Annotated in this window: 19 protein-coding genes and 1 pseudogene; 9 read left to right on the plus strand and 11 right to left on the minus strand. The window is 56.4% G+C overall.

What is annotated here, in order from left to right; translation table 11 throughout:
- Nucleotides 1-62: 62 nt before the first annotated feature.
- From AC0J4F_RS11505 to AC0J4F_RS11520, 4 genes are all read right to left on the minus strand, one after another.
- On the minus strand, nucleotides 63-911 hold the full coding sequence (locus AC0J4F_RS11505; protein WP_473026316.1) for a 23S rRNA (adenine(2030)-N(6))-methyltransferase RlmJ: 849 nt from the start codon (nucleotides 909-911) through the stop codon (nucleotides 63-65).
- Nucleotides 908-1,423: a GNAT family N-acetyltransferase gene (locus AC0J4F_RS11510; protein WP_473026317.1), complete on the minus strand. Its 516-nt coding sequence runs from the start codon at nucleotides 1,421-1,423 to the stop codon at nucleotides 908-910. The genes AC0J4F_RS11505 and AC0J4F_RS11510 overlap by 4 nt, the downstream gene beginning before the upstream one ends.
- A 150-nt stretch (nucleotides 1,424-1,573) precedes the next feature.
- Complete coding sequence (locus AC0J4F_RS11515; protein ID WP_473026318.1) at nucleotides 1,574-2,446, minus strand: cold-shock protein; 873 nt, start codon at nucleotides 2,444-2,446, stop codon at nucleotides 1,574-1,576.
- A gap of 212 nt (nucleotides 2,447-2,658) precedes the next feature.
- A complete protein-coding gene (locus tag AC0J4F_RS11520; RefSeq protein ID WP_473026319.1) occupies nucleotides 2,659-3,756 on the minus strand; it encodes a DUF1176 domain-containing protein in 1,098 nt (365 codons plus the stop codon).
- Nucleotides 3,757-3,980: 224 nt separating this feature from the next.
- Here AC0J4F_RS11520 and AC0J4F_RS11525 point away from each other — a divergent pair, with 224 nt between their 5' ends.
- Entirely contained in the window at nucleotides 3,981-4,619 is a 639-nt protein-coding gene (locus AC0J4F_RS11525) for an MBL fold metallo-hydrolase (protein ID WP_473026424.1), read from the plus strand.
- A 17-nt stretch (nucleotides 4,620-4,636) separates the two neighbouring features.
- Here the strand turns inward: AC0J4F_RS11525 and AC0J4F_RS11530 are convergent, their stop codons facing one another.
- The 4 genes from AC0J4F_RS11530 to AC0J4F_RS11545 all read right to left on the minus strand — a co-directional run bounded on the left by AC0J4F_RS11530 (nucleotide 4,637) and on the right by AC0J4F_RS11545 (nucleotide 8,172).
- Nucleotides 4,637-5,587 (minus strand): DUF1402 family protein, encoded by a 951-nt coding sequence (locus AC0J4F_RS11530; protein WP_473026425.1) that lies wholly within the window; start codon nucleotides 5,585-5,587, stop codon nucleotides 4,637-4,639.
- Nucleotides 5,588-5,893: 306 nt separating this feature from the next.
- On the minus strand, nucleotides 5,894-6,238 hold the full coding sequence (locus AC0J4F_RS11535; protein WP_473026320.1) for a DUF6665 family protein: 345 nt from the start codon (nucleotides 6,236-6,238) through the stop codon (nucleotides 5,894-5,896).
- 33 nt (nucleotides 6,239-6,271) lie between these two features.
- A complete protein-coding gene (locus AC0J4F_RS11540) occupies nucleotides 6,272-7,615 on the minus strand; it encodes an MFS transporter (protein ID WP_473026321.1) in 1,344 nt (447 codons plus the stop codon).
- The gene (locus AC0J4F_RS11545; RefSeq protein ID WP_473026322.1) at nucleotides 7,612-8,172 is read right to left on the minus strand and encodes a chalcone isomerase family protein; all 561 of its coding nucleotides are present in this window, start codon (nucleotides 8,170-8,172) and stop codon (nucleotides 7,612-7,614) included. The genes AC0J4F_RS11540 and AC0J4F_RS11545 overlap by 4 nt, the downstream gene beginning before the upstream one ends.
- Before the next feature lie 284 nt (nucleotides 8,173-8,456).
- On the opposite strand from AC0J4F_RS11545, the gene AC0J4F_RS11550 reads away from it, so the two are divergent.
- Together AC0J4F_RS11550 and clpS are read left to right on the plus strand one after the other, a co-directional pair.
- Nucleotides 8,457-10,091, plus strand: a complete 1,635-nt coding sequence (locus AC0J4F_RS11550) for a methyl-accepting chemotaxis protein (RefSeq protein ID WP_133946058.1) — start codon at nucleotides 8,457-8,459, stop codon at nucleotides 10,089-10,091.
- A 289-nt stretch (nucleotides 10,092-10,380) separates the two neighbouring features.
- Nucleotides 10,381-10,683 (plus strand): ATP-dependent Clp protease adapter ClpS, encoded by a 303-nt coding sequence (gene clpS / locus AC0J4F_RS11555; RefSeq protein WP_133947560.1) that lies wholly within the window; start codon nucleotides 10,381-10,383, stop codon nucleotides 10,681-10,683.
- Nucleotides 10,684-10,770: 87 nt separating this feature from the next.
- On the opposite strand, the gene AC0J4F_RS11560 is transcribed toward clpS, so the two are convergent.
- Both AC0J4F_RS11560 and AC0J4F_RS11565 read right to left on the minus strand, forming a co-directional pair.
- Nucleotides 10,771-12,243, minus strand: coding sequence for a hypothetical protein (locus AC0J4F_RS11560; protein ID WP_473026323.1), 1,473 nt, complete (start codon nucleotides 12,241-12,243; stop codon nucleotides 10,771-10,773).
- A 276-nt stretch (nucleotides 12,244-12,519) separates the two neighbouring features.
- On the minus strand, nucleotides 12,520-13,668 hold the full coding sequence (locus tag AC0J4F_RS11565) for a trypsin-like peptidase domain-containing protein (RefSeq protein WP_473026324.1): 1,149 nt from the start codon (nucleotides 13,666-13,668) through the stop codon (nucleotides 12,520-12,522).
- Nucleotides 13,669-14,157: 489 nt separating this feature from the next.
- Between AC0J4F_RS11565 and AC0J4F_RS11570 the strand changes: the two genes are divergently transcribed.
- The 3 genes from AC0J4F_RS11570 to AC0J4F_RS11580 all read left to right on the plus strand — a co-directional run bounded on the left by AC0J4F_RS11570 (nucleotide 14,158) and on the right by AC0J4F_RS11580 (nucleotide 16,018).
- Complete coding sequence (locus AC0J4F_RS11570; protein ID WP_133946065.1) at nucleotides 14,158-14,367, plus strand: cold-shock protein; 210 nt, start codon at nucleotides 14,158-14,160, stop codon at nucleotides 14,365-14,367.
- Nucleotides 14,368-14,485: 118 nt separating this feature from the next.
- Nucleotides 14,486-14,725 carry a hypothetical protein gene (locus AC0J4F_RS11575; RefSeq protein WP_133946068.1) on the plus strand — a complete coding sequence of 80 codons (240 nt, stop codon included), beginning with the start codon at nucleotides 14,486-14,488 and terminating at the stop codon, nucleotides 14,723-14,725.
- 999 nt (nucleotides 14,726-15,724) lie between these two features.
- The gene (locus AC0J4F_RS11580; RefSeq protein WP_473026325.1) at nucleotides 15,725-16,018 is read left to right on the plus strand and encodes a GIY-YIG nuclease family protein; all 294 of its coding nucleotides are present in this window, start codon (nucleotides 15,725-15,727) and stop codon (nucleotides 16,016-16,018) included.
- A gap of 1,123 nt (nucleotides 16,019-17,141) precedes the next feature.
- Here the strand turns inward: AC0J4F_RS11580 and uvrB are convergent.
- A pseudogene (gene uvrB / locus AC0J4F_RS11585) lies at nucleotides 17,142-19,484 on the minus strand (excinuclease ABC subunit UvrB); the annotation flags it as partial.
- 584 nt (nucleotides 19,485-20,068) lie between these two features.
- Here uvrB and AC0J4F_RS11590 point away from each other — a divergent pair.
- From AC0J4F_RS11590 to AC0J4F_RS11600, 3 genes are read left to right on the plus strand one after another with little or no spacing between them, the layout of a single operon-like run.
- The gene (locus AC0J4F_RS11590) at nucleotides 20,069-21,040 is read left to right on the plus strand and encodes a DNA cytosine methyltransferase (protein WP_473026326.1); all 972 of its coding nucleotides are present in this window, start codon (nucleotides 20,069-20,071) and stop codon (nucleotides 21,038-21,040) included.
- The gene (locus AC0J4F_RS11595; protein ID WP_473026327.1) at nucleotides 21,037-21,897 is read left to right on the plus strand and encodes an NgoMIV family type II restriction endonuclease; all 861 of its coding nucleotides are present in this window, start codon (nucleotides 21,037-21,039) and stop codon (nucleotides 21,895-21,897) included. Before AC0J4F_RS11590 ends, AC0J4F_RS11595 begins: the two co-directional genes overlap by 4 nt.
- On the plus strand, nucleotides 21,897-22,310 hold the full coding sequence (locus AC0J4F_RS11600) for a very short patch repair endonuclease (RefSeq protein ID WP_473026328.1): 414 nt from the start codon (nucleotides 21,897-21,899) through the stop codon (nucleotides 22,308-22,310). The genes AC0J4F_RS11595 and AC0J4F_RS11600 overlap by 1 nt, the downstream gene beginning before the upstream one ends.

Raw genomic sequence — 22,310 nt, forward strand, 5'->3', positions numbered from 1 at the left:
TCTGACGATGGGGGACACCCGGGAGCAGGTCAAGCAGGGATCGTTAAAATCGGCTCATGAAGTCATTCGCCGACAATCTGATGAATATTCCAATCGGCTCCCGGCCCTTGCCGAACCGTTTCACAAAGCCACGGAAGCACTACATTCATTTCGCTTGAAAGGGTAAAGGGCGGGTTAACCATAGTCATGCCCGAGCCCAACATCCTCGTGTCCGGGCCGCTTTTGCCCGCATTTAGTTCCAGAGCCAGGATATCGCGCAGCCCAGCCTCCTCAAGGTCCTTATGCATTCGCGAAATGGCCCGCACATCTTTCATCGGATACCAAAGAGCAAAGGTGCCGGTCTGCCATTTCCGCCAGCTTTTGATGACCGCTGTGGTCATATCGCTGAATTCGCTTGTTTTTTCAAAGGCCGGATCAATCAGCACAAGTCCGCGTTTTTCCTTGGGCGGAAGGAAACTGCCAAGCGCCAGCCAGCCGTCCAGGTGGATCGTTTTCACCTGATGATCGCCTGCGAACAGATTTGAAAGGGTTTCAAAATCCGCCGGATGAAGCTCTGTGAGGGTCAACCTGTCCTGTTTTCGCAGCATGCGCCGGGCAAGCAGGGGAGAGCCGGGGTATGTTTTCAGGGTGCCATCGCCATTTTCGCCGCGCACAACATCAAGCCAGGGAGCCAGAAGCTCCGAAACAGGCTCCGGCATATCACTGGCGAGCACCTTACCGATGCCCTGTTGCCACTCTCCCGTCTTCTGGGTTTCTTCCGACATCAGATCATAGCGCCCGATGCCCGCATGGGTGTCGATGATCCGGAAACCCTTTTCCTTGCGCTGGAAATACGTGATCAGACGCGCCAAAACGGCATGCTTCAGAACGTCACCGATATTGCCGGCATGGTAGGCGTGGCGATAGTTCATTCCGCAGCGCCCAGTGGGTCTTTACGTAAGAAAACAACGGCTTTTTCGCCATGGTCTGCCGTGCCTATTTCTTCAAAGCCGAGCCGCTGATGAAACCGTAAAGAACCAGGGTTTGGCGGCCTTGAGTTCACCTCGCAGACGAAGCTGCGGCCAGTGTCTTTCAGCTGATCGAACAGGGCGTGGTAGAGTTTCTCGCCAATCTTCAAACCGCGCCGAGATTCATCGACACAAATTCGATCCGTATAGGAGAAGTTAGAGACGTTTTCGCTCAGCCAGCGGTAATTCGCGCTGCCATAATCCGCGCCGTCGCTGATCGACAATAGAAAACCCACGGGCTGCTCGTCGATCGCCGCCACCAGGCAAACAAGCGATTGGCCGATCAGATCCAGAAGTTCTTCTGCAGACAACTCGTTCACAGCCGGTACGGCAGCGTTGTTCAGGGGCAGCAAGTGGCTCAAATCCCCTGGGCGGAACGGCCGGACAGTTGTGGTCGGATTTGAAGTTGTCGTCATCTGCTGCCTTTCTCATGCGCATTCTGGCAGCCTTATAGTGCTTGGCGTGCGGCAATAAAAGCAGGCCGTTTGCCTAAAACAACGGGCGCACCAGTGGTGCGCCCGGAGTTTCTTGTTGCAGGGCTTCCGGCAGTGCCGGAAGAGTGCAGTTCATTCGTAATCCGGCTGCTCGCCTGTGCCGTCGTTGACCGGCTGATCGTCAGCGCCACCGCTCGAACCGTCTTCCTCGAGCATTTGCAGGTTCACAGCTTTTGGGCCCTTGCCCCGGCGATCCGGTTCAGTCTCGAAAGAAATGCGTTGCCCGCTGTCCAGGGAAGCAAGTCCGGACCGCTCAACCGCCGAAATATGGACGAAAACATCGGTCTCGCCATCGTCAGGGGTAATAAATCCGAAGCCTTTGTCAGACTTGAAGAATTTCACAACGCCGGATTGGCGTGGCCCGCGTTCGACCGGCGGATAATCCCGCCGTGGAGGACGATCTCCCCCTTCACGGTTGCCGCCGCCGTATCCGCCCCGGCCGCCACCGCCGCCGTAACCACCGCGATCTCCGCCGCCATAGCCACCGTCACGACCACCGCCGCCGCCATAGCCACCACGGCCACCACCGCCGTATCCGCCGCCATCACGGCCACCACCGCCGCCGCCATAACCACCGCGGTCTCCGCCGCCATAGCCACCATCGCGACCACCGCCGCCGCCATAGCCGCCGTCACGACCGCCGCCGTATCCACCCCGGCCGCCGCCACCGTAGCCACCATCACGGCCACCGCCGCCGCCGTAACCACCGCGGTCTCCGCCACCGTAGCCACCGTCACGGCCTCCGCCGCCACCATAACCACCACGGCCACCACCGCCGCCAAAGTCATTATCGCGCCCACCCCGGTGACCGCCATCACGGCCGCCGCCATAATCACCACCGAAGTCGCTTCCGCCAAAGTCACTGCCGAAGTCTTGCGGACCGCCAAACTCGCGCTTGCCGCCGCGCCGACCACGCGACCGCCGGTCCGAATCCCCATCGTGCATTACGTAATCACCTTAATTTACGTGCCATTCCAACACTAACGCCAATTCTCACCCGCCTTTTCGGCCGAGCCTAAATCGGAGAGCACATCAAGATGCGCTCACCAAACTCAAGGATCGGGGTGAAGTAGAGCTGCCGCACCCCATTCCATCCGCTGCGGAAACATCATAAGGGCGCGATTGTGAAAATCGCAAGAAAATCCTTAGGGGAAAGGTTATTTAGACGCGTTTTTTAGAGGCCAAGTGTTTGACCAATTGGACAAGTCCGGCTCTGTGTTATCACACGTTTTGCGCGAAGCTTCTTCAAGCAACACCAATCCGGTGCCGTTCCAGACCCATCTGTTCCACAGTCCGCATTCGCCAACTCCAGATCCTTTGAAGTAGCTGATCAACTGGCGATCGGCTGGCACCCAACGGGCATTGTAAATCAAATCGGTGGCAATTGGACCGCTTTCAGACATTCTGGCGACATGCACCTGACGTGCAGCCCCATCCTTGCCCGCATAGATTGCGACATAAGGGCTGTTATAAGCCGTCGGAGCACCACACGGCACGATATAAAGAGATGCGCCGTCCTCCAGCGGAACACGGACTGCATTCAGGCTGGCAAAAATGGTCGGGTCGATGGAAGAACAGAGGCGGTTGGCATGCCAAATCGCGGAAACTTCGGCTGGAAGCTCCTCCGGAGCCAAAATTGGAAGCGCATGCGGTGCGTTGACCGGAGGCTCAGCTCCGGGCGAGACAATGGCTGACGCCGTTCCTGTCCTATTCTGCCGGTTGTCCAGCCAGAGAAGGCCCGACTTTAGTCCCTGCAGAGGAATGGAAACTGAAACTGTTTCCGCGCTGCCTTCTCTGGGCATGTGTACGGTCAGTTCTTGCCCTGTTTGCAGAGCCGTAAGCAGTGTGGATGTGACTGCACCCGTCGGGTACCAGAAACCTTCCCCGCCCAGCGGCCGAAACCCGGCTGGGGATGTTACCCCCGCCTGGATTTCCCTGAGTTGTTCAATCGGCAGAGATTCTATCGTTGCCCCGTCGACATCGAAGCGCAGTGTACCGGTCTGGGGGAGGACAGTGTTTGTGGTCAGCCGCAGCAGCGGTTGGGCATCGGCGTGCCAATCCCGAACAATCCGCAGATCAACCCAGACGGACTGGTTCCGGGTGAATGATGAGGAGAAGCACACTCCCGTGCTGGCGCAATCGACAAGCCAAGTATCGAACACCGGCGCTGTGCGGCCTGGCTGAGCTTGGGTGCTTCCGGCAATTCCTAGGGCCAGAAGAGTTGCCGTGACAGCGCTGAACAGTCGTAACGTCATTCGGTGCCGAACCTGATTTCTTTAGCTCTTCCAACAAGAGCCTCTCACCTTTTACGAAATCAACGCCGCAAGGTGAACCCATGGACCATTACAAACATGCGGCTCTGGCGATTTGTCCCGTATTTGTTACAAGGGGCAGGATAACATTCATCCAGGAGATAACAGTGGCGCAAGACATGTCGAATTCGGATGCCGGGGCAGGAGAGACTGGCCAGGGTGAGGAGATGCCGCCGATCCAGATCATGATTGTGCCTGTCACGGGGTTCCAGCAGAACTGCTCTGTGATCTGGAACCCTGCGACACTGGTGGGCGCTGTCGTTGATCCGGGCGGCGATGTCGACACCATCATGGCCGCTGTCAAAGAAAAAGGTGTGAAGGTCGAGAAGATTGTCCTGACCCACGGCCACATAGATCACATCGGCGGCGCTGCTGATCTTGCCGAACGCCTTTCAGTTCCTGTCGAGGGACCGCATGAGGCCGATCAGCCCTTGATCGACCGGGTTGCCGATCAGGCGGCTCAGTTCGGAATGGGGGAAGCCAAACCCGTAACGCCTGATAAGTGGATGCAGGAGGGGGACGTTCTGGCAATGGCGGGACGTGAATTCGACGTCCTGCATTGCCCTGGCCATTCACCAGGCCATCTGGTTTTCATCGACAAAGAGTTGCGGCTGGCGATCTCAGGCGATGTGCTCTTTGCCGGGTCGATCGGGCGGACCGATCTGCCGGGAGGAAGCCACGAGACGCTGATCAAGTCGATCACTGAAAAGCTTCTTCCGCTTGGTGACGATATCTCGTTCTTGCCCGGGCATGGGCCTGCATCGACATTCGGCCACGAACGCCAGACCAATCCATTCTTGACCTGAGCATCCGGCCGGATCGATCAGAGCAAAGATTCCAGCTCATCGATCCGGTCATTCACAAGCCAGCCGTAATAATTTTCGCGCGGCCAGGAGTTGCCGCTGCGGCGGAATTTGGCCGCGCGGCTCCAGGGGTCCCCGAGATTGTAGAGCGTTGCTGTCAATCCGGGATTCTTTGAAATATCCACTTTGCCGACAGACTTATAGGCATCGATCGCGTCCCGGATGATCGCGGCCATGTAGTGCAATGACTGGTTTGGATCCATGGTCGCCTTGTAGACAGCTTCCGGATTTGTGGACTTCAACTTGCGGAAATTGCTCGTGCGTGCCACCCGATCGGTCATCTTCAGAACCGTCAGTGGGCTCAGCTGTCCAAGACCGAAGCTTTGACCCGCATAGAGCGGTTGAAAGAACGCTTCGTTGAAGTTCTTCCGTGGATAGCGGACACCATCGACGCTTTTGCCGCGAAAGCGGCTGTTCCAGACTTGTTCGTAACAGGACCAGCGCCGGTCGCTCGCTTTTTGCACGTGCTCCTTACGGCACCGGTCAAATTGCGGGCGCTCCACAAAGGTTTCGACTTGCTCGCCATTGAGCTCAAAATCAAACCGGATGCCAGCGTAAGCAAGGGCCTTTACGTAATAGGACTGCGCGCTGTCGAGAGTGTCATAGTTGTAGGTATGTTCGCCGACGATCGCCCCGACAATATGGATCGGATCAATACCGTACCGGCTCGCGACACGCTTGATGGATGACATCAGACGTCGGTCACGCCGCAAAACGCTCAGCACCTTTTCGAATTTGGCATCGTATGATGAATTCGAGGCTGACGTCCTGCGGGATGAGGCGAAGGGGATCTTCGGTTGAGAGCGGTATCTGTTGCCTTCCGGGACAACTCGCACTGATTGGGCATGGGCGGTAGCTGTGAAACCGTCGTCGCTACCGATCGGTAGCAAATTCCCGAGGCAGAAAAACATTGCGAACATGGCAATGGGAGCGGTGACCCTATGGACGACAGTGATGCGTTTCATGTTTTTGCTCGGGGCCAACGCTCTTAATGTATCGCACCCCCAAATTGGGGGTGGCGGATTTCAATGGTCCGTAACCGTGTATATTACGCAACGTTACAAAGCGGCATATTATTTTGTTTTATGGCTGCGAAAAAAACACTCTTATCGGCGTGATGCAACTCTGCGAACTTCATACATCCAAGCCATCAACAAGGAAGTGATACAAATCACAAAGGCTTGTCCGGCCGCGTACGCAATGCATGCGCAGCATTCTCAAGACCCTTTGCGAATGTTCGGTCCCATGTGCAGCCGGACATCATGCGGAACACGCAGCTCGTCATAATAGGCCCTGCTGTTCCTCAATCCACACATCTCCCGTTGTATCGAAACATACCAGAGCGCTTCGCAGGCTTCAGCAAGGTGGGGAGAGATTGTTTCCTCTGTGGCTTCTGCGGTCGCCCTTGCCGCTTCGAGTTTTCTTAAAGCGGTTTCGAGCCGCTTCTGCAGCCGGAACAGCGTTGCCGCTTTCTCGTTAAAGATCTCGTTCTGCAGGGCCTGCAACAGCGGATCTTCATCTTCTTGAGGTTTGTGAAGGATCTGCGGCGGCCGTACGGACATGTTTCAATCCTGAGAGCAAGTGCAAGGAACGGTTCAGGACAAAGTGGACTTGTCTTTTGTCAGTATGTCCTGTGCCCAAATTAAACTCCCGAGGGCTGCCAGTTTCAAGGCACAGGGGAGGGCTGCATATGTGAGGCTTAGGACCCAATCCAGTCTCGGCGTCATGTCTCCCCCCGGTACATAGCCCAAAACGCCGAGGATCGGCAGAGCCAATCCGGTCGCAGCCGCAAGGGACGTCTTGGAAAGCAGCGCCATCAGTGAAAAAAGGCGCGATGCATCCGTCTGGCGGTCGTCAGCGTCGATATGGTCTGCAAGAATGGCAGGCGGCAAGGCCAGGTCGGCCCCGAGAGCCAGGCCCGAAAGCGTGCACACGACCGCATAGGCGGCAATATCTCCGCGGCCGAGAAACACGGCCCAAATGAACGTAACGATCGCGAGCCCGAGTGAGAGCTGCCAAGCCCGGATTTTCCCAAACTTCGATGCCAGTTTGATCCAGAGCGGCATGGATGCAGTGCCGGCTAGGAAATAGATCAGCAAAAACAGTCCTGTATATGGCTCAGCGCCGAGCCGGTCTCGCACATAAAAGAGAACAAGAACCGCGGGAATAGCACTGGCGAATGTATTCAGTAGAACGAGGGAAAAGAATACTGACCGCCAGCGGTCTTTGAGCAGGCTTAGCCAGTTTTGCCGGTGATGCGCTTGTTTGGGGGCGGAGAGCTCGGCCGTCTTCATCCATGAAAGTAGAAGCACCAAGCCGACAACAAGCAGCGGGAGGTAAGCCACCGTCAAATAGTGAAACGCCCGTTCCTGACCAGCCCACTGGGTCAGCAGGGTTGGTGTGATGGCGGCTGCAAGCAATCCGAGAAGACCAAGGGCCTCACGCCCGCCGGTGATCCGGGTACGGTCTTGGGGCCGCGACTTCCACAAGCCGCCCAGGGTTTGAAGGTTGATTGTGACGATCGAAAAGCCTGTGGTGCAGATGAGAACCGATAGCGCAAACCATGCGAGAGGTGCTGAGGCCAGCGGATGAAACAGCATCCAGAAGCCTGCGCCCAGCATCAGAGTCCCCACAGCCAGGATTTTTGGCCGGTGCGAGTGAAGCCGGTCGCTGATGCTGCCGATGAACGGATCTTGAAACGCGTCAATCAAGCGTAGGGCCAAGAGGACGACACCAAGGCTTGCAAGGGATTGACCCAATGTGACGGCATAGAAGTCAGGCGCATGCAGATAGATCGGCAAGCCGGCGAAAGACAGAGGGAATGCCAACGCCCCATAGACCAGGATGGACCGTTTCGTAATCCGGCCGGAGGACTGCCCGCTAGTCGCCATGTTCACAGTTTGGGCGGGGTCGCCTGCTGTCTGCTCGGAGATCGTCAAGAGCCGGCGCCGACCAGTTTCGCGCGCAAACGCGGGTTTTGAGTGTTGCTGCCAAGCCAGATGTCAAAGAAATGTTTAGTGAAAGCTGGGTCCGCGATTGTGCCGATCTCTCTGTTGCCGACATAAAAAACACTGCTACCAGACGCGGTGCGGACCCCAGTTATGGACTGACCGGAAGACACATTCGGAAAAATCGCTGCCATTTGCTTGGTCCAGCCGTCCAGTTGAGCTTTGGAAACGCTCTGTTTAGCCATTTCTTCTGCGGACTTTTCGGCGATTGCCTTGCCTTTGAAATTGCGCAGATAGGTGAGTCGCAGAGCAAACGGATTGGACGAAGAATACACCCCATTTGGAGCGTAGAGCTGTGCGTCGAAGACGTTGAAGCCAAGGAATTTCATGCGTCCTTCCCCAACGAGGCTCGCCGAAGGGACGGACTTTGCTGCAGCGCCCAAATCTGCCTGAGCTGCGGTCGTGCCGAAGGAGAAGATGATCGCGGTACACAACGCCACCGCAATAACGATACGTTTGGTCCAGGGATGTCTTTTCTGAATTTGCACACCGGCCTCCTAGTTGGATTCACTGGTGTACGAAGTATGCGGGATTATGGATTGCCGTCTGCTGCTGGCTTTTCGCAGAAATCGGCTGGTAGATTGCTAAAGTGTCCGCACTTCTGAGCCGTTAGTTTTTTCTTTAGAACAATACAAGGTCCACTATCACCCTTGCATATATTCCCAATATTCGTGGGAGTTTTGTCTTGTTGAAAGAGGGTTTGCCTGCGTTCGATTAAGAGAAAATTTGCAGTCTATCGTTATATCTTTTCCGAACCTTATGGGGGAAGATTATGAAGTTCTGGCAATCTGTGAAATTCACCACGACGGTGCCAATCGTGGCCGTGGTAGCGGTGGCATTTATCGCCTTCGCCTATATCACATCCTCTCAACGTGTAGCCGCTGTGCAGCAAGCGTTTGAGCAGCAAATAAGCATGAGTGCCAACCTGACGAACCAGGCTCTGGGAAATGCTATTTGGGATTTTGATCAGGACCTTGCAAACACACTGCTTTCGCCTTTCCTCGATAATCCGAATTTTTCCTGGGCCATTGTGCAGGAAAAGAATGGCGACGTTTTTGCCTCACTGATCCGGGATGAAGAGGCAGCCAACGAAGAACTCATTGGTCTCATCCCTGAAGAACTGCGTGGTGAAGACGCGGCAGCAACGACTACCTTCTTCTCCGACTACAACTATGAAATAGGTATCAAGCCGATTACGCGCGGAGAAGGTGATTCCGCCGAAAAGCTCGGCATGATGTACGTCGCGTTCGACATCTCTGCGATCAATACGGCGCGCAGTGAAGCGTTGATGACGGCGCTGGTCATTACAGTGATCGCGATCCTTGCTGTGTCCTTGGTACTGGTTGCATTGATCCGCCGGATTACTGGTCAGATCGGTACTTTGTCCGACACTATGGGAACTCTGTCGAACGGCAACTACGATATTGCCATCCCGTATGTCGAGCGTGTCGATGAAATGGGCCAGATGGCCCGTACGGTCGAGATTTTCCGGGACAACGGCCTTCGCCAACGCGAGCTGGAACAAGAGCAGCAGCTGAACATCGAGAATGAGCGCCGCCGCCAGACCGCGCTCGAAGAGATGATTTCCAGCTTCCGTGACGACAGTCAGCGCCTGTTGGAGCCCGTCTCGCATTCCACCGATAGCATGGCCAATATCTCCGGGATATTGATGGACCTTTCGACCACCAATACCGAACGGACAGCTTCTGTGGCTGCGGCAACCGAACAGGCTTACGCAAGTGTACAAACGGTCGCCTCGGCTTCCGAAGAACTGTCAGCGTCTATCAGTGAAATCTCCCGCCAGATCGGCGAAACGAGCGAAGTTGTCTCGACGGCCAATGACAAAGCGACCTCCGCCAATGAGCAGGTTGCAAGCCTTGCGGCATCGGCGCAGAAAATTGGCGCGGTTTTGCAGCTCATCCAGGAAATTGCGGAGCAAACCAACCTTCTTGCATTGAATGCGACCATTGAGGCAGCACGTGCCGGTGAAGCCGGCAAGGGCTTCGCGGTCGTTGCGGCTGAAGTCAAGGAGCTGGCAACCCAGACCTCGAAAGCAACGGAAGAAATCTCCGCTCAGATCAACGCTATCCAGGGCGCCTCGGCAGACTCGGTGGCAGCAATTGAGGAGATTGCGACTATCATGGAGCGTGTGAACGAGTTCACAAATTCCATCACTGAGGCGCTGGAGCAGCAAGGAGCTGCGACTGAGGAAATTAGCAGCTCGATCCAGGAAGTTGCTTCCGGCACCCGGGAAATAAGTGAAAACATGACCGGCGTGAAAGCCGCTGTTGACGACACAAGCGCGTCGGCGTCTGAAGTGTCCGTTACATCTTCGGAAGTTGCTGACAACACGCGTCAATTGGCTACGCGGATCGACGATTTCCTGAAAACAGTGGCAGCTGCCTAAAGGCAATCAACCAGAACAGAGACAAGGGTCCCACGTGGTTCGCGTGGGGCCTTTTTCTTTGGCGGCCGGATTGCTGGTTTGGCTTCACAATTGTTTTTTGCAAGTACTGTTCTATAGTGATTGCACAGCAAAAATCGTGACGGTTGACAATTTGTGAGATGCGGTGTGTTTGGCACGCAGCATTTCCAGTTTTCGGTTCTCCGTGCACATGGCCGAGATCATGCCCTCTGCCAAGACTGCTCTAAAGGTCAGAAGATGTGGCGGCGGACATAATAAAAAAGGTAATTTCATGAGTGACTCTGATGTGAAATTACGCCTTAGCAAGCGAACCAAAACAGAGAAGCCGAAGCTCTATAAAGTGGTGTTGCTGAATGACGACTACACTCCCCGGGAGTTTGTCGTGCTCATCTTGAAAGGTGAATTCCGTCTGGACAGCGCTCAGGCGGAAGTGGTCATGCTGACAGCGCATCAAAAAGGCGCGTGTGTCGTATCGGTTTATCCAAAAGACGTGGCCGAAACAAAAGCTACTCGTGCGATCGACGCTGCTGGCCGTCTTGGATATCCGCTACAGTTCAATGTTGAACCCGAATAAGGTGCTTGGGCGCGATCGCTCGGTTGCTTCGAATAAAACAACAAAAAACCCGGCTTAATGCCGGGTTTTTCGATAGTAGTCTTTTTATCAGTCCCGCAGCTTAACGACCTTATCGCTGCCCCCGCTCGGGCCGTCGTCATCTGGATTGCCGTCGTCCGGTTCTTTAGCACTTTCAAGAAGGTCATCGTCGTCATCCGCGACGGGAAGCGGGTCGGTGATGCCAAGCTCCGCTGCAGGGTCAAAACTCTCGGTTAAGCCAAGCTCTTCAGCCGGCCCGCGGCCCTCCATCGCCATCTGGTAGTTGGCGATGACGGTTTTCAACTGCGCGATCTGTTCATTGGCCGTGTCGACCTGGATCTTGTACCGCTGCAGGCGTTTGTTTTCATCGACCAGATCTTCAAGATTGTCGGCGAATTTCTGGTTCTGGTTCCGCTGGTGGTTCAAATCGGTCAGCGCGGAGTTGTAACGCAAGTTGACCTCACGCAGTTTGGCAGTTGTTGCCATCAGCTCGTTGCGGTCTTTCTCGTGGTTTTTCTGAGCACTGTCGAGAAGGTGCTCGATCTCCTGCATCCGCTTGACCAGTTCGCGGTTCCGCTCCTTGATCGTCGAATTCTCGCGGGCCATTTCCTGCAAGGATTGGGCGCCAATCCGGCGCTGTGAGGAGAGGTTCTCGATCTCGGCGTTCAGTGCGTAAACTTCGTTGTCGTGTTTGCGCTGTTCTTCTTCCAAACGGGACTTGGCGTAGACAAGCTCCTGATTGGCGACATCAAGGTGCGACTTCAGATCGATGTTGTCGTTTCGGAAATCGATCAGCTCGCGCTTGGCAGCTTCAAGTTCGCTGGATGCCTGATTGTTCTTGCGGACTTCCTCTTCCAGCAACTGCGCGCTCTCGGAGAGGTTCTGCTGAAGTTCCTTCTCGCGGTGTTTGACGGCCTCAAGATCCGAACTCAGGCTTTCGGCATGCTTCTCCAGGGTTTCAAATTTGGCTTTGAGATCATTCAGCTTGCCGGTCAGATCCGCAATTTGCGCATTAGCATCCACCAGCTTGGCGCTCTGATGACGGTACTCGTCATTGATCTTCTTGTTGTTGTCCCGGATCGTGACGATGTCGTTCCGAGCCGTTTCCAGCGCGGTGCGTGTTTCTGTTGAGCGCTTGCGCAGCGAATGAACTTCAGCCTGCGCGTCCTCCAGCTGGGTTGTGAGCGTTTTCACCTTGTGCTCAGCGTCCAGCAGGTCGGTTGAGATTTTGGCGTTTTCGGACTTTAGCCGGACCTCGGTCTCAACGCTGGCGCGTGAGCTTTCGATGTATTCAGCCATCATGCGGATGCTGGTCTGGCTTTCGGCAGCGAAGGCGGCCATCTGGTCAAAGGTCTGGGTGAGCCCGCCGACACGGCCTTTCAGGCCATCCAGCTGGTTCATCTTTTCCTGCATTCTCAAGGCGAACGGCGACAGCTGTTCCACGTTGGAAGACGTGTCCTGCTCCGGTGTCTGTTCCGTTACGGTCTCGATCTTCTGGTCCAGGCCTTCGCCGGGGCGCGAGGATTTCGAGAAAATGCCCATTCCGTGCTCCTGAAGTGCCGCGAACGTCATCGGTCTCGCGGGATACGCAATACATTAAGCCTTTTTTAACCCAATTGAAGGGGCCGTACAACGACTCAGACGGTGAAGCCCACATTACACCGGTCAGTGTTAGCGTAAAAAGAAGGATATCCCCGGCATTTTAGCCAAAGTGCGCGAATGGTTAACGCATGAATTCTGGTTTGAGGTTCTCGCTAATCGGGAGCGAAACCGCAAACACACGTCCCAGAACACCGTAGTCACTCAGAAGGCTGGGCGTCAGGCAATGTCGACGTAATAAGCGATGCCTTCGTAACTGAACTGACCCATCGTCTTGACGCTGTCTCTCTCTGCATCTACCGCAGTGTAGAAATGGTTGCCGGTCTCGGTGTTGAAGAACCGGTAGAGCGCGGTGTTGCTGGCTGTGTCGCCCTCATAGGCCTGGTACGCAACTCCCTCGTATACGAAAGCTGCATTGTTGTTGGTGACGTCTTCCCGCTCGGCTTCGCTTGCGGTGTAAAAATGCGTTCCGGTCTGGGTGTTGTAAAAACGATAGACGTTTACAAGGCTGGACAAGTCCGTGCTGGAGTTTGCGGACAGAAACGCAACCCCTTCGTAGGAGAAGGAGGACGCGTTGGCGATGACAGAATCCCGTTCTGCTGAGCTGGCTGTGTAGAAATGCGTCCCGGTATCTGTGTTGTAAAACCTGTAAATCGCGTTCTCGACCGTGGTCACGACCGGCGTTGTCGTCGTGGTGTCCATGTAAACGTCGTTGCTGGCTATGTTGGATGTTAGCCAGTTTTCGTGCCCGGCAACCGACGCCGCGGCCGCGCTGGTCGAGACAATGCCGACCACACTGACGTCGTTGCCGCTGCCGGTGAAGATCGGGCCACCACTGTTGCCAGAATTGATTTCCAGGAAACTGGTGTCGACATAATTGTCGACGACGTCCTTGTAGGCATAGCCGCTGTCGAAGGTCAGGTTGTTATCGTAGCGCCCCGGAAATCCGAGCACGCTGACATTTCCGCCCGTGTAGCTGTAGTTGATCCCGAACCACCCATAAATGTCGCCGGCAGCCTCGCCGAGAGAGAGGAGGGCGATATCTTTCTCCGCTCCGCCGAGCGTAAAAGCCTGATTGTCGCCGCTGTAGATCAGTCCGTCATTATCGGGGTCGAAATCGGTATAATAGTTGTAATAGGCGGGCGTATAGAAGGTCGGATTGGACTCATCCGGATCGTAGGAGAAGTAGATCTTCACCTCATCCGCCAATCCACCCAGCGTCGCGTCGTAAATGGAGTGGCTGGCGGTGAGAACGTCATTGCGGCCGACCAAAACTCCGGAGCTGACGAAAGACTGGCTGCCCCAGGTCGCGACAATATAGGCAACGGCCTGGCCTGGATAACTGTCGTCGTTCGCTTCAAATGACATGTCTTGGTCCGGTTAGGTCTTCTGATCGGTCGGGTTGCATCGTAGTATCAACCCGGCAGCGCGTCTTTTCTTCCCCGTAAGGTCGGTGTGCCCGCGCTTGTGTGTCTTTTGTATTGATAATAGCGCGGGTGTTAACAATCGCTGTAACCTGAAACACAGTTTTTACCTTACGGGATCTATCCAGGAACGTTTTTTGGCCGTTTGCTTGATCCCGACCACCAATTGAAATGGATTTGCGCCAGACCGCGTGACCAGAGCCCGTCTCCCCAGACACTCCGGCTTGATGCAAATAGTTGAAGTGCACACTGTTTTTGCCTTTATTAAACCTCAATTCTCCGCTATGTGTTTTCGTATCGATATTGCTGACGAACTTTGTATCTGCGCAGGTGACTGCGAACTGAACGATCTTCCCTCTCAACGTCGACTTCACGCACGGACCGCGCAATGCGGGTCGGGCACTCTTTTATGACCGATTGAAAGGACATCGTTATGACCATCGGTACCGTTAAATTCTTCAACTCCACCAAAGGCTACGGCTTCATTCAACCGGAAGACGGCAGCAACGACGTTTTCGTCCACATCTCCGCTGTTGAGCGCGCTGGCATGGCAACTTTGAACGAAGGTGACAAGGTCAGCTTCGAAGTTGTTCAGGACCGCCGTTCCGGCAAGTCCGCAGCCGACAACCTGTCCGCTGCCTGATTTGGTAACAATGTCCGCTCTACCGGATCACCGAGGGCGGCATGTTGCATGAGTTTCAAAAGCCGGGGCATGTGCTCCGGCTTTTTTGTTTCCAGCAGACGGAAGGTTGCTTGCTCCCATGACGAAGCCCCTGACACGCGACACGCTGTTCAAACCGCAGAGGCCGACTGCGGCGACCAAAGCGGAAATCACGAAACAGGTCTCGATGGACCTTACCCAAGTCGAAACTGATTTGCGCAATGCCAAAACCGCGAAGCTGAAGCAGGCTCGGCTTGAACGAGACGCCCGGCTAGCGGAAGATGCCAAGGCGGCGGCTGCCTCAAAACCTGTTAAAGCTGCGAAAGCTCGCAAGCGCTGAAGCCAACTGAACTGGCTCCCCGGTGTTATCTGCCTTAAAGATTTGAGCTGAAGGCAGGCTCTTCTCCATCACCTTGGTCCAGGCACGGGCCGGAACGTCACACATCAGAAAGCGCCAGCACAAAAGCCGCCGCGAGGATTTCCTCCGGCGTTTGGCCAAAAATTCTTCTCAAAAGCCACAGGAGTGGCGGGGCGCGTCAGGCATTGCCTGCGCATCAGTTGAATAAATGAGTCTTCGGCAAAGCTTGACTGCCCCGCCCGGGCCTTCAAGAGGATCCGGCTTGCTCTTCAACGGACCAGTGGGAGATTTGTCTCGTGTTCCCGTGTCAGGGGAGCACTTAGTGTGGTGAATTCGAAATTCGCCTTGTCTAGTTGGCGTCTCCCGAAGCGATTTTCAAATTCGAAAACCACACTAGAAACATATGCTTGCTCGTCACTTTTTGAATCTGAAGTTCGTTCTGAGCAGGCTGGAAACTGAGACGAACTTCAGATTCAGTGACGAGCCCTCCACAGTCGCTGGCGTTTTTGAGGCGCTGCGGCAACTGCCTGCCGCCGTCTCGCGCGGATCCTTGTCCGGTGCGCGGATCGTTACCCCGCCGCCCCAGACCAGCCCGGCCTGCTCCCCTCCGAGGGACGGTCCCCCGGAAAGCCCATGTGAACAGGCACGCAAGAAGTATACGGGCAGGGGACGGGGGCGTGGATAAGATTTCTGTGTGTCAGGAGGCAGCTTATCCGTCTCCGCCGTCCCGGACTTGATCCGGGACCTGTTTCCTTTTGAGAGCAAATGGGAAACGTCACCACGCTGTGACACCACCGGTCGTCATCCCCGACTTGATCCGCGACCAGTTTCTCTAGCGTTGGTCTCTGACTTGAGTTGCTCGTCCGCGATCCGACCCGGAGGGACCTTCTCTCAGGTCCCGGCGCGGAGGCACTTCCTCACCAAACCCACTCCGTCATCCCATGGCTTGACCATGGGATCCAAACCGTTTCCTATCTGAGCATGCTGAAGCGCTTTTTGGTTTACATCCTGACAACGCGCAAGGGCGGTACGCTTTATACAGGCGTGACGAACGATCTCCCTAGACGGCTTTTTGAACATACTTCCGGCGTTGGGGCACAGTTTACCAAACGCTATTCGGTCAAACGGCTGATTTGGTATGAAGAACATGAGACCATTACTGAAGCCATTGCCCGAGAAAAGGCGATCAAGCGCTGGCCACGCAATTGGAAGATCGAACTCATCGAGGGCATGAACCCGGACTGGTTTGATCTCGCTAGGCATCTGAAAATGTGAAGGGTGGCACTTTCGACCTCACCCTAGATCGTCATTGCAGGACTTGATCCGGAACTTGCTCCGGACCCCGATCCGGGGAGCTATGCCCTTTCGTTTCACCCTGTTCTCTTTTGGCAAATTTAAACGGCACGACCCACCGCTCACTCTGTCGTCATCCTCGGGCTTGACCCGAGGATCCATGCCGTGACGGTGCTACTCGTAAGAGCCATCGATTGTGGCGAAGGAACGGAATGGATCCCATGGTCAAGCCATGGGATGACGGAGTGGGTGTTGAGAGCTTTCGCCCCAAACTCAAAGCCTGTAGGGGCGAATTGCTCGTTTCCAGACCGGCCCAGATAGCGCACAGCCCCACTACGCACTCGGTCGTCACCCCACACTTGATGCGGGATCTATACCGCTACATGTCCGCTCGATCAGCTTTGCTTGTGGCGAAGGATCGGAGCGGATCCCATGGTCGAGCCATGGGATGACTGAGTTGGTGGAGAGCTTTGGTCGTAAACTAAAGCATTCATTCCGTGGTTCCATCCTGCGCTTGATTGTTTCCATAGCGGTAGGGAAAAGGCACTGTGACCGCACCTCCTCAGCCCTCATGAGAAAGATCGGCGTCATCCTAAATGCAAGAATGAGAGACGAAATCAAAGCAGTGAGTTGATGACCACTGGAGGGGAGGCTACCTTCCCGGCCGCCCGCTCTTCTTCGGCCGGCCGCGGCGTTTTTTCTCGTCCACCGGATCCTCATAAGACCCCACCCCGATCTTGCCGCGCGGGGTGTGGTGCGGGGCGTCTTCGGCCTGAATGATCGGCGCGGGTTTCTGCGGCAGCGGGCCCTTGGGCATGGGCACTTCGGTCCGCGCGTTGGTCATCTCGTCCAGGGTTGGCTTGCGGGGTCTGCTGTTTGCGCTCACGGGCGTTCGCGCTGACGCGCTGCCCTCCGCGGGGGCACCCTGACCGGGCGACGGCCCGTCGGCCTTGCGGGCTGCGCCCGGACCCTTTTTCCCTGACAACCCGGAAGACGCAGCATTTCGCTCACGCGCTTGCGTGGCCCTATCCTTCGCCGTTTCCTTCTTCTTGCCGCTCGCGCCTTCCTTGGTGCCGCCGGCGCCGAATTTCTTGTCGCCCTTGTAGCCGCCGGTCGCTCCGGCCACGTTCGATTGCCGGGCCATGGCGTCATCGGCGACCGCGAGTTCCGTTTCCTGCAGGCGCCTGATTTCGTCGCGCAGGCGGGCAGCCGTCTCGAAGTCGAGATCGGCGGCGGCGTCGCGCATCTGTTTTTCCAGATCCGAGATATGCGCCGCCAGATTGTGGCCGACCAGCGAGCCTTCCTCGGCGAACCCGGCATCGACCGTGACGTGGTCCTGCTCGTAGACACTTTCCAGAATGTCGCCGATGGAGCGCTTGACGCTTTCCGGCGTGATACCGTGCTCTGCGTTGTACGCCAGCTGCTTGTCGCGGCGGCGGTTGGTCTCGGCGATCGCCCGCTCCATGGAGCCGGTCATCTGGTCGGCGTAGAGGATCACCTTGCCGTCCACGTTCCGCGCCGCGCGGCCGATCGTCTGGATCAGCGAGGTTTCGGAGCGCAGAAAGCCCTCCTTGTCCGCATCCAGGATTGCGACCAGCGCGCATTCGGGAATGTCGAGGCCCTCGCGCAACAGGTTGATGCCGACAAGGACGTCGAAGGCGCCAAGACGCAGGTCTCGCAGGATCTCGATGCGTTCCAGCGTGTCGATGTCGGAGTGCATGTAGCGCACGCGCACGCCGTTTTCATGCAGATATTCGGTGAGATCCTCGGCCATGCGCTTGGTCAAGGTGGTGACCAGCGTGCGGTAGCCCTTTTGGGCAACCTCGCGCACTTCGCCCAGCAAATCATCGACCTGGGAGGAGGCGGGGCGGATGTCGATCACCGGATCGACCAGGCCGGTGGGGCGGATGACCTGTTCGGCGAAGACGCCGCCGGCCTCTTCCATTTCCCAGGAGCCGGGCGTCGCCGACACCGCGACGGATTGCGGCCGCATGGCATTCCATTCCTCAAAGCGCAGCGGCCGGTTGTCCATGCAGGACGGCAGACGGAAGCCGTATTCGGCGAGCGTCGCTTTCCGGCGGAAGTCGCCCCGGTACATGGCTCCGATCTGCGGAATGGTGACGTGGCTTTCGTCGGCGAAGACAAGGGCGTTGTCCGGCAGGTATTCGAACAGGGTGGGGGGCGGTTCGCCCGGCTTGCGGCCGGTGAGGTAGCGCGAATAGTTCTCGATGCCCGCGCAGGAGCCGGTCGCCTCCAGCATTTCCAGATCGAACATGGTGCGCTGTTCCAGCCGTTGGGCTTCCAGCAGGCGGCCATGGGCGTTCAGCTCTTCCAGGCGGCCTTTCAGCTCGGTCTTGATCGACTTGATGGCCTGCTGCAGCGTCGGTTTTGGCGTCACATAGTGCGAGTTGGCGTAGATCTTCACCGACTTCATCTCGCCGGACTTCTTGCCGGTCAGCGGATCGAACTCGGTGATCTGCTCGATCTCGTCGCCGAACAGGGAAATCCGCCAGGCCCGGTCCTCATAGTGGGCCGGGAACAGCTCGATCGTGTCGCCGCGCACCCGGAAGGTGCCGCGCTGGAAGGCGGCGTCGTTGCGCTTGTACTGCAAGGCCACCAGATCGGCGATCAGCTGGCGCTGGTCAATGCGCTCGCCAACCTCGATGGCAAAGGTCATCGCCGTGTAGGTTTCGACCGAGCCGATACCGTAAATGCAGGACACCGAGGCGACGATGATGACGTCGTCGCGTTCCAGCAGGGCGCGGGTCGCCGAGTGGCGCATCCGGTCGATCTGCTCGTTGATCGAGCTTTCCTTCTCGATATAGGTGTCCGTGCGCGGGACGTAGGCCTCCGGCTGGTAATAGTCGTAGTAGGAGACGAAATACTCGACCGCATTGTCCGGGAAGAAGCTCTTGAATTCGCCGTAGAGCTGGGCCGCCAGCGTCTTGTTCGGCGCCAGGATCAGCGCCGGGCGCTGGGTGCGCTGGATGACCTGCGCCATAGTGTAGGTCTTGCCCGAGCCGGTAACGCCCAGCAGCACCTGGGTCTGCTCACCGGCCTCGATCCCTCCCACCAGTTCGGCAATCGCGGTTGGCTGGTCGCCCTTCGGCTCATACTCGGAGGCCAGATTGATCGGCACGCCGCCTTCGGATTTCGCCGGGCGCTCCGGCCGGTGCGGCACCCACAATTCGCCGTTCTTGTGCAGCGGGTTGCCGCTTTCGATCAGCGCCGACAGGGCCTCGACGGTGGCGGTCGCGCCCTGATTGCCGCCGAGCTCGCCATAGCGGCCGTCGGCGGCGGATTTCTTCTTGTTGTCCTTCTTGTGCTGCTTGAGTTTGGCCTCGAGTTCCTCGGCCTCCTCCAGCGACATGTCCATGCCGGCCACGGGGTTCAGGCCCCCGGCGGCCCGCTCGCGCGCCGTGTCCGCCTTGCCCATACTGGTTCCGCGGGCAGACTTTGTAGGCTTTTCGAGCTTGCCCTTCGCCTTCGCGCCTTTGGGCGACAGCTTCGCCTTGCGGCCTTCTTCGACATTGGCGGCAACAGACCCGTCCCCTCCGGCCCGCTCGCGCTCCTTGGAGGAGGTCCGCGCCGTGCGCGTGGACGAGCCCGGAGCGCCCGGGGCAAGCTCCGCGAGCTTCGCCGGGTCCTTGATCTTGCTCTTTGATCGGGGCGCGGGCCTGTCCGCTTCCTCCGCGATCTCTGCCGCCCAATCGCTGATGGAGCCGGAGAGAGGCGTACCGGACAGAGGCTGCTGCGGCGCTTCGCTGAAACCCTCCGGCGTTTGCGGGGTAGGCGTTTTCGGATCGTCAGCGGAGGATTTCGGGGGGCGTTTGCTCATGGGCTGCAATATGGTCCGACTCCCCGCCCGAGAAAACCCCTGCGTTGCGGCTTTGTTCCAGTTTTCCGGACTTCTTGCCAGTCTCCTGACAGAAGGGTGTCAGGAGACTGGGGAAAAATTTTCGTTCTCATTATGTTCTGTCTGCTGTAGTTTATCCTCTAGTTCTGACCATTAACGAATCTCCTGGAGCTTTGATGAAAAACCAGCTGACATCTTTGGAGCTGTGCGCCGGTGGTGGTGGCCAAGCTCTTGGGCTTGAAATGGCTGGTTTTGATCATGCCGCGTTGTTCGAGAACGATAAACATGCCTGTGCTACACTTCGGTTGAACCGCCCGGAGTGGCGAGTCCATGAGCATGACTTGTTTGAAGAATTCGATTTTTCGCAGTTCCGAAGCGTCGATCTTTTGGCGGGCGGATTGCCTTGTCCGCCATTTTCGGTAGCTGGCAAACAGCTCGGGGAAAAGGACGAACGCAATCTTTTTACCCGGGGGGTTGAGATTGCCGCAGTCGTCAAACCCAAAGCAATAATGTTTGAAAATGTCCGGGGGATGCTGGACTCATCTTTCGATGATTACCGTGATTTTATCGAAGTCAAATTGCGCCGCCAAGGCTATAAAGTCTTCTGGAAACTCTTGCAAGCGTCTGATTTCGGAGTCCCGCAGCTCCGGCCCAGAGTAGTGATGGTGGCTCTACAGCGCGCTTTTGCAGATCGATTCACATGGCCTGGAGAGCTAGAAAAGTCTGTAGCTCCTACAGTCGGCGAAGAGTTGCACGATTTGATGGCAGCAAACGGCTGGGACGGGGCTAAAGCTTGGAAAGAACAAGCCAGCAAAATAGCGCCGACGGTGGTTGGTGGTTCAAAAAAACATGGCGGTCCGGATCTCGGCCCCACTCGAGCCCGGAAGGCTTGGGCAGAACTGGGTGTTGAAGGCCGGACAATCGCTGAGGAAGCGCCTGGGCCTGATCATAAAGGGATGCCACGTTTGACCGTGCGGATGGTGGCCAGGCTGCAGGGGTTCCCGGACAGCTGGGAGTTTTCCGGCAAGAAAACCAATTCCTATCGACAGGTCGGCAACGCCTTTCCGCCACCGGTCGCGGCGGCTGTTGGACAGAAGATTTCAGCGGCGCTCGGTCAACCAGTCGTTCTCCAGGAAGCTGCTGAATGACCGAAATTCATAGACTGCGGCAAGCTTTTCATAGAGCCCTCTTGGACACAGGCGTCCTCTCCGTTAACGCGAACGGAGTTGTGAGCAATGCAGATAGCAGCAGCAATCCGAGCAAGCGCCTTGCATTAGGTATTTTCGAACAGGTCAGCTCGAATACACGAAATTCCTCGCAGAAACTTGCGGGGCAAACCGCGGGTGCGGGCTTCGAGGCTCTCTGCGCAGAGTATTTGCAGGAGGCGTTTTCCCTATTGTCCCATCTCCGTCCAGGCGAATGGATTGTGGGAAAAGACGGGGTTCAAGGCGGCGTTGGAGTCGCTTTCTTTGAACAGTTCTCGCATCTGGCCCAATTGGAAGCTCTCGGCAAATCGGACCCGAAGCTTAAGTCCATTCTTGGGACTGACTATCTCATTAAACCGGATGTTCTAGTCGCCCGCAAACCAGTTAATGATGAAAACTTGAACCTGGAGCGGGATTTGGTTGCAGATGATAACCTTGTCGCTTATTCGCCATTACGTTCTGCGAACAACAAGGATCTAATTTTGCATGCGACAGTTTCTTGTAAGTGGACGATGAGAAGCGATCGCGCTCAAAATGCGCGCACTGAAGCGCTAAACTTGATGAAGAACCGCAAAGGCCGGGTTCCACATATTTCTGTGATAACGGGCGAACCGACGCCGGGAAGAATAGCTTCTTTGGCATACGGTACTGGTGAAATTGACTGCGTATATCATTTTGCTCTTCCTGAATTAATTGAAGCAGTCAGATGCGACAGCAGCGATGACGAAACGCTAAACGCTATGCTTGAGGGACGCCGACTGAGAGATATCTCGGATCTTCCATTTGACCTGACAATTTGATGGACAAACTTACTCCAGAACGACGCTCCAAAAACATGTCGGCGATCCGCTCCAAAGGCATGAAGCCGGAGATGATTGTCCGGAAACTCGTATTTTCGCTTGGTTATCGATACCGGCTTCACCGCAAAGATTTGCCCGGGAAACCAGACCTGGTTTTCGGTCCGAAGAAAAAGGCGATATTCGTCCACGGCTGTTTCTGGCATCAACATCATGACCCAAGCTGTAAAGACGGCCGGATGCCGAAGTCCCGGCTAGAATACTGGGTGCCTAAACTGGAACGGAATCGGACTCGGGACAAAGCCAGCCTTGAAGCTCTGGCAGAGCAAGGCTGGGACTGTCTGGTCATTTGGGAATGTGAAACCAAAGAGCTTTCGCAACTCGAAAGCCGAATTCTCCAATTTCTTGAAGATTAA

It is taken from the genome of Roseibium sp. R5 (assembly GCF_055755305.1).

Excerpts from the sequence above, each read along its gene's own strand:
- AC0J4F_RS11565 (WP_473026324.1), bottom strand. The coding sequence starts at position 13,668 with ATGTCATTTGAAGCGAACGACGACAGTTATCCAGGCCAGGCCGTTGCC.
- AC0J4F_RS11550 (WP_133946058.1), top strand. The coding sequence starts at position 8,457 with ATGAAGTTCTGGCAATCTGTGAAATTCACCACGACGGTGCCAATCGTG.
- AC0J4F_RS11560 (WP_473026323.1), bottom strand. The coding sequence starts at position 12,243 with ATGGGCATTTTCTCGAAATCCTCGCGCCCCGGCGAAGGCCTGGACCAG.
- AC0J4F_RS11595 (WP_473026327.1), top strand. The coding sequence starts at position 21,037 with ATGACCGAAATTCATAGACTGCGGCAAGCTTTTCATAGAGCCCTCTTG.
- AC0J4F_RS11530 (WP_473026425.1), bottom strand. The coding sequence starts at position 5,587 with ATGTTTTTCTGCCTCGGGAATTTGCTACCGATCGGTAGCGACGACGGT.
- AC0J4F_RS11600 (WP_473026328.1), top strand. The coding sequence starts at position 21,897 with ATGGACAAACTTACTCCAGAACGACGCTCCAAAAACATGTCGGCGATC.
- AC0J4F_RS11590 (WP_473026326.1), top strand. The coding sequence starts at position 20,069 with ATGAAAAACCAGCTGACATCTTTGGAGCTGTGCGCCGGTGGTGGTGGC.
- AC0J4F_RS11525 (WP_473026424.1), top strand. The coding sequence starts at position 3,981 with ATGCCGCCGATCCAGATCATGATTGTGCCTGTCACGGGGTTCCAGCAG.
- AC0J4F_RS11535 (WP_473026320.1), bottom strand. The coding sequence starts at position 6,238 with ATGTCCGTACGGCCGCCGCAGATCCTTCACAAACCTCAAGAAGATGAA.
- AC0J4F_RS11505 (WP_473026316.1), bottom strand. The coding sequence starts at position 911 with ATGAACTATCGCCACGCCTACCATGCCGGCAATATCGGTGACGTTCTG.
- clpS (WP_133947560.1), top strand. The coding sequence starts at position 10,381 with ATGAGTGACTCTGATGTGAAATTACGCCTTAGCAAGCGAACCAAAACA.
- AC0J4F_RS11570 (WP_133946065.1), top strand. The coding sequence starts at position 14,158 with ATGACCATCGGTACCGTTAAATTCTTCAACTCCACCAAAGGCTACGGC.
- AC0J4F_RS11580 (WP_473026325.1), top strand. The coding sequence starts at position 15,725 with ATGCTGAAGCGCTTTTTGGTTTACATCCTGACAACGCGCAAGGGCGGT.
- AC0J4F_RS11510 (WP_473026317.1), bottom strand. The coding sequence starts at position 1,423 with ATGACGACAACTTCAAATCCGACCACAACTGTCCGGCCGTTCCGCCCA.
- AC0J4F_RS11575 (WP_133946068.1), top strand. The coding sequence starts at position 14,486 with ATGACGAAGCCCCTGACACGCGACACGCTGTTCAAACCGCAGAGGCCG.
- AC0J4F_RS11520 (WP_473026319.1), bottom strand. The coding sequence starts at position 3,756 with ATGACGTTACGACTGTTCAGCGCTGTCACGGCAACTCTTCTGGCCCTA.
- AC0J4F_RS11515 (WP_473026318.1), bottom strand. The coding sequence starts at position 2,446 with ATGCACGATGGGGATTCGGACCGGCGGTCGCGTGGTCGGCGCGGCGGC.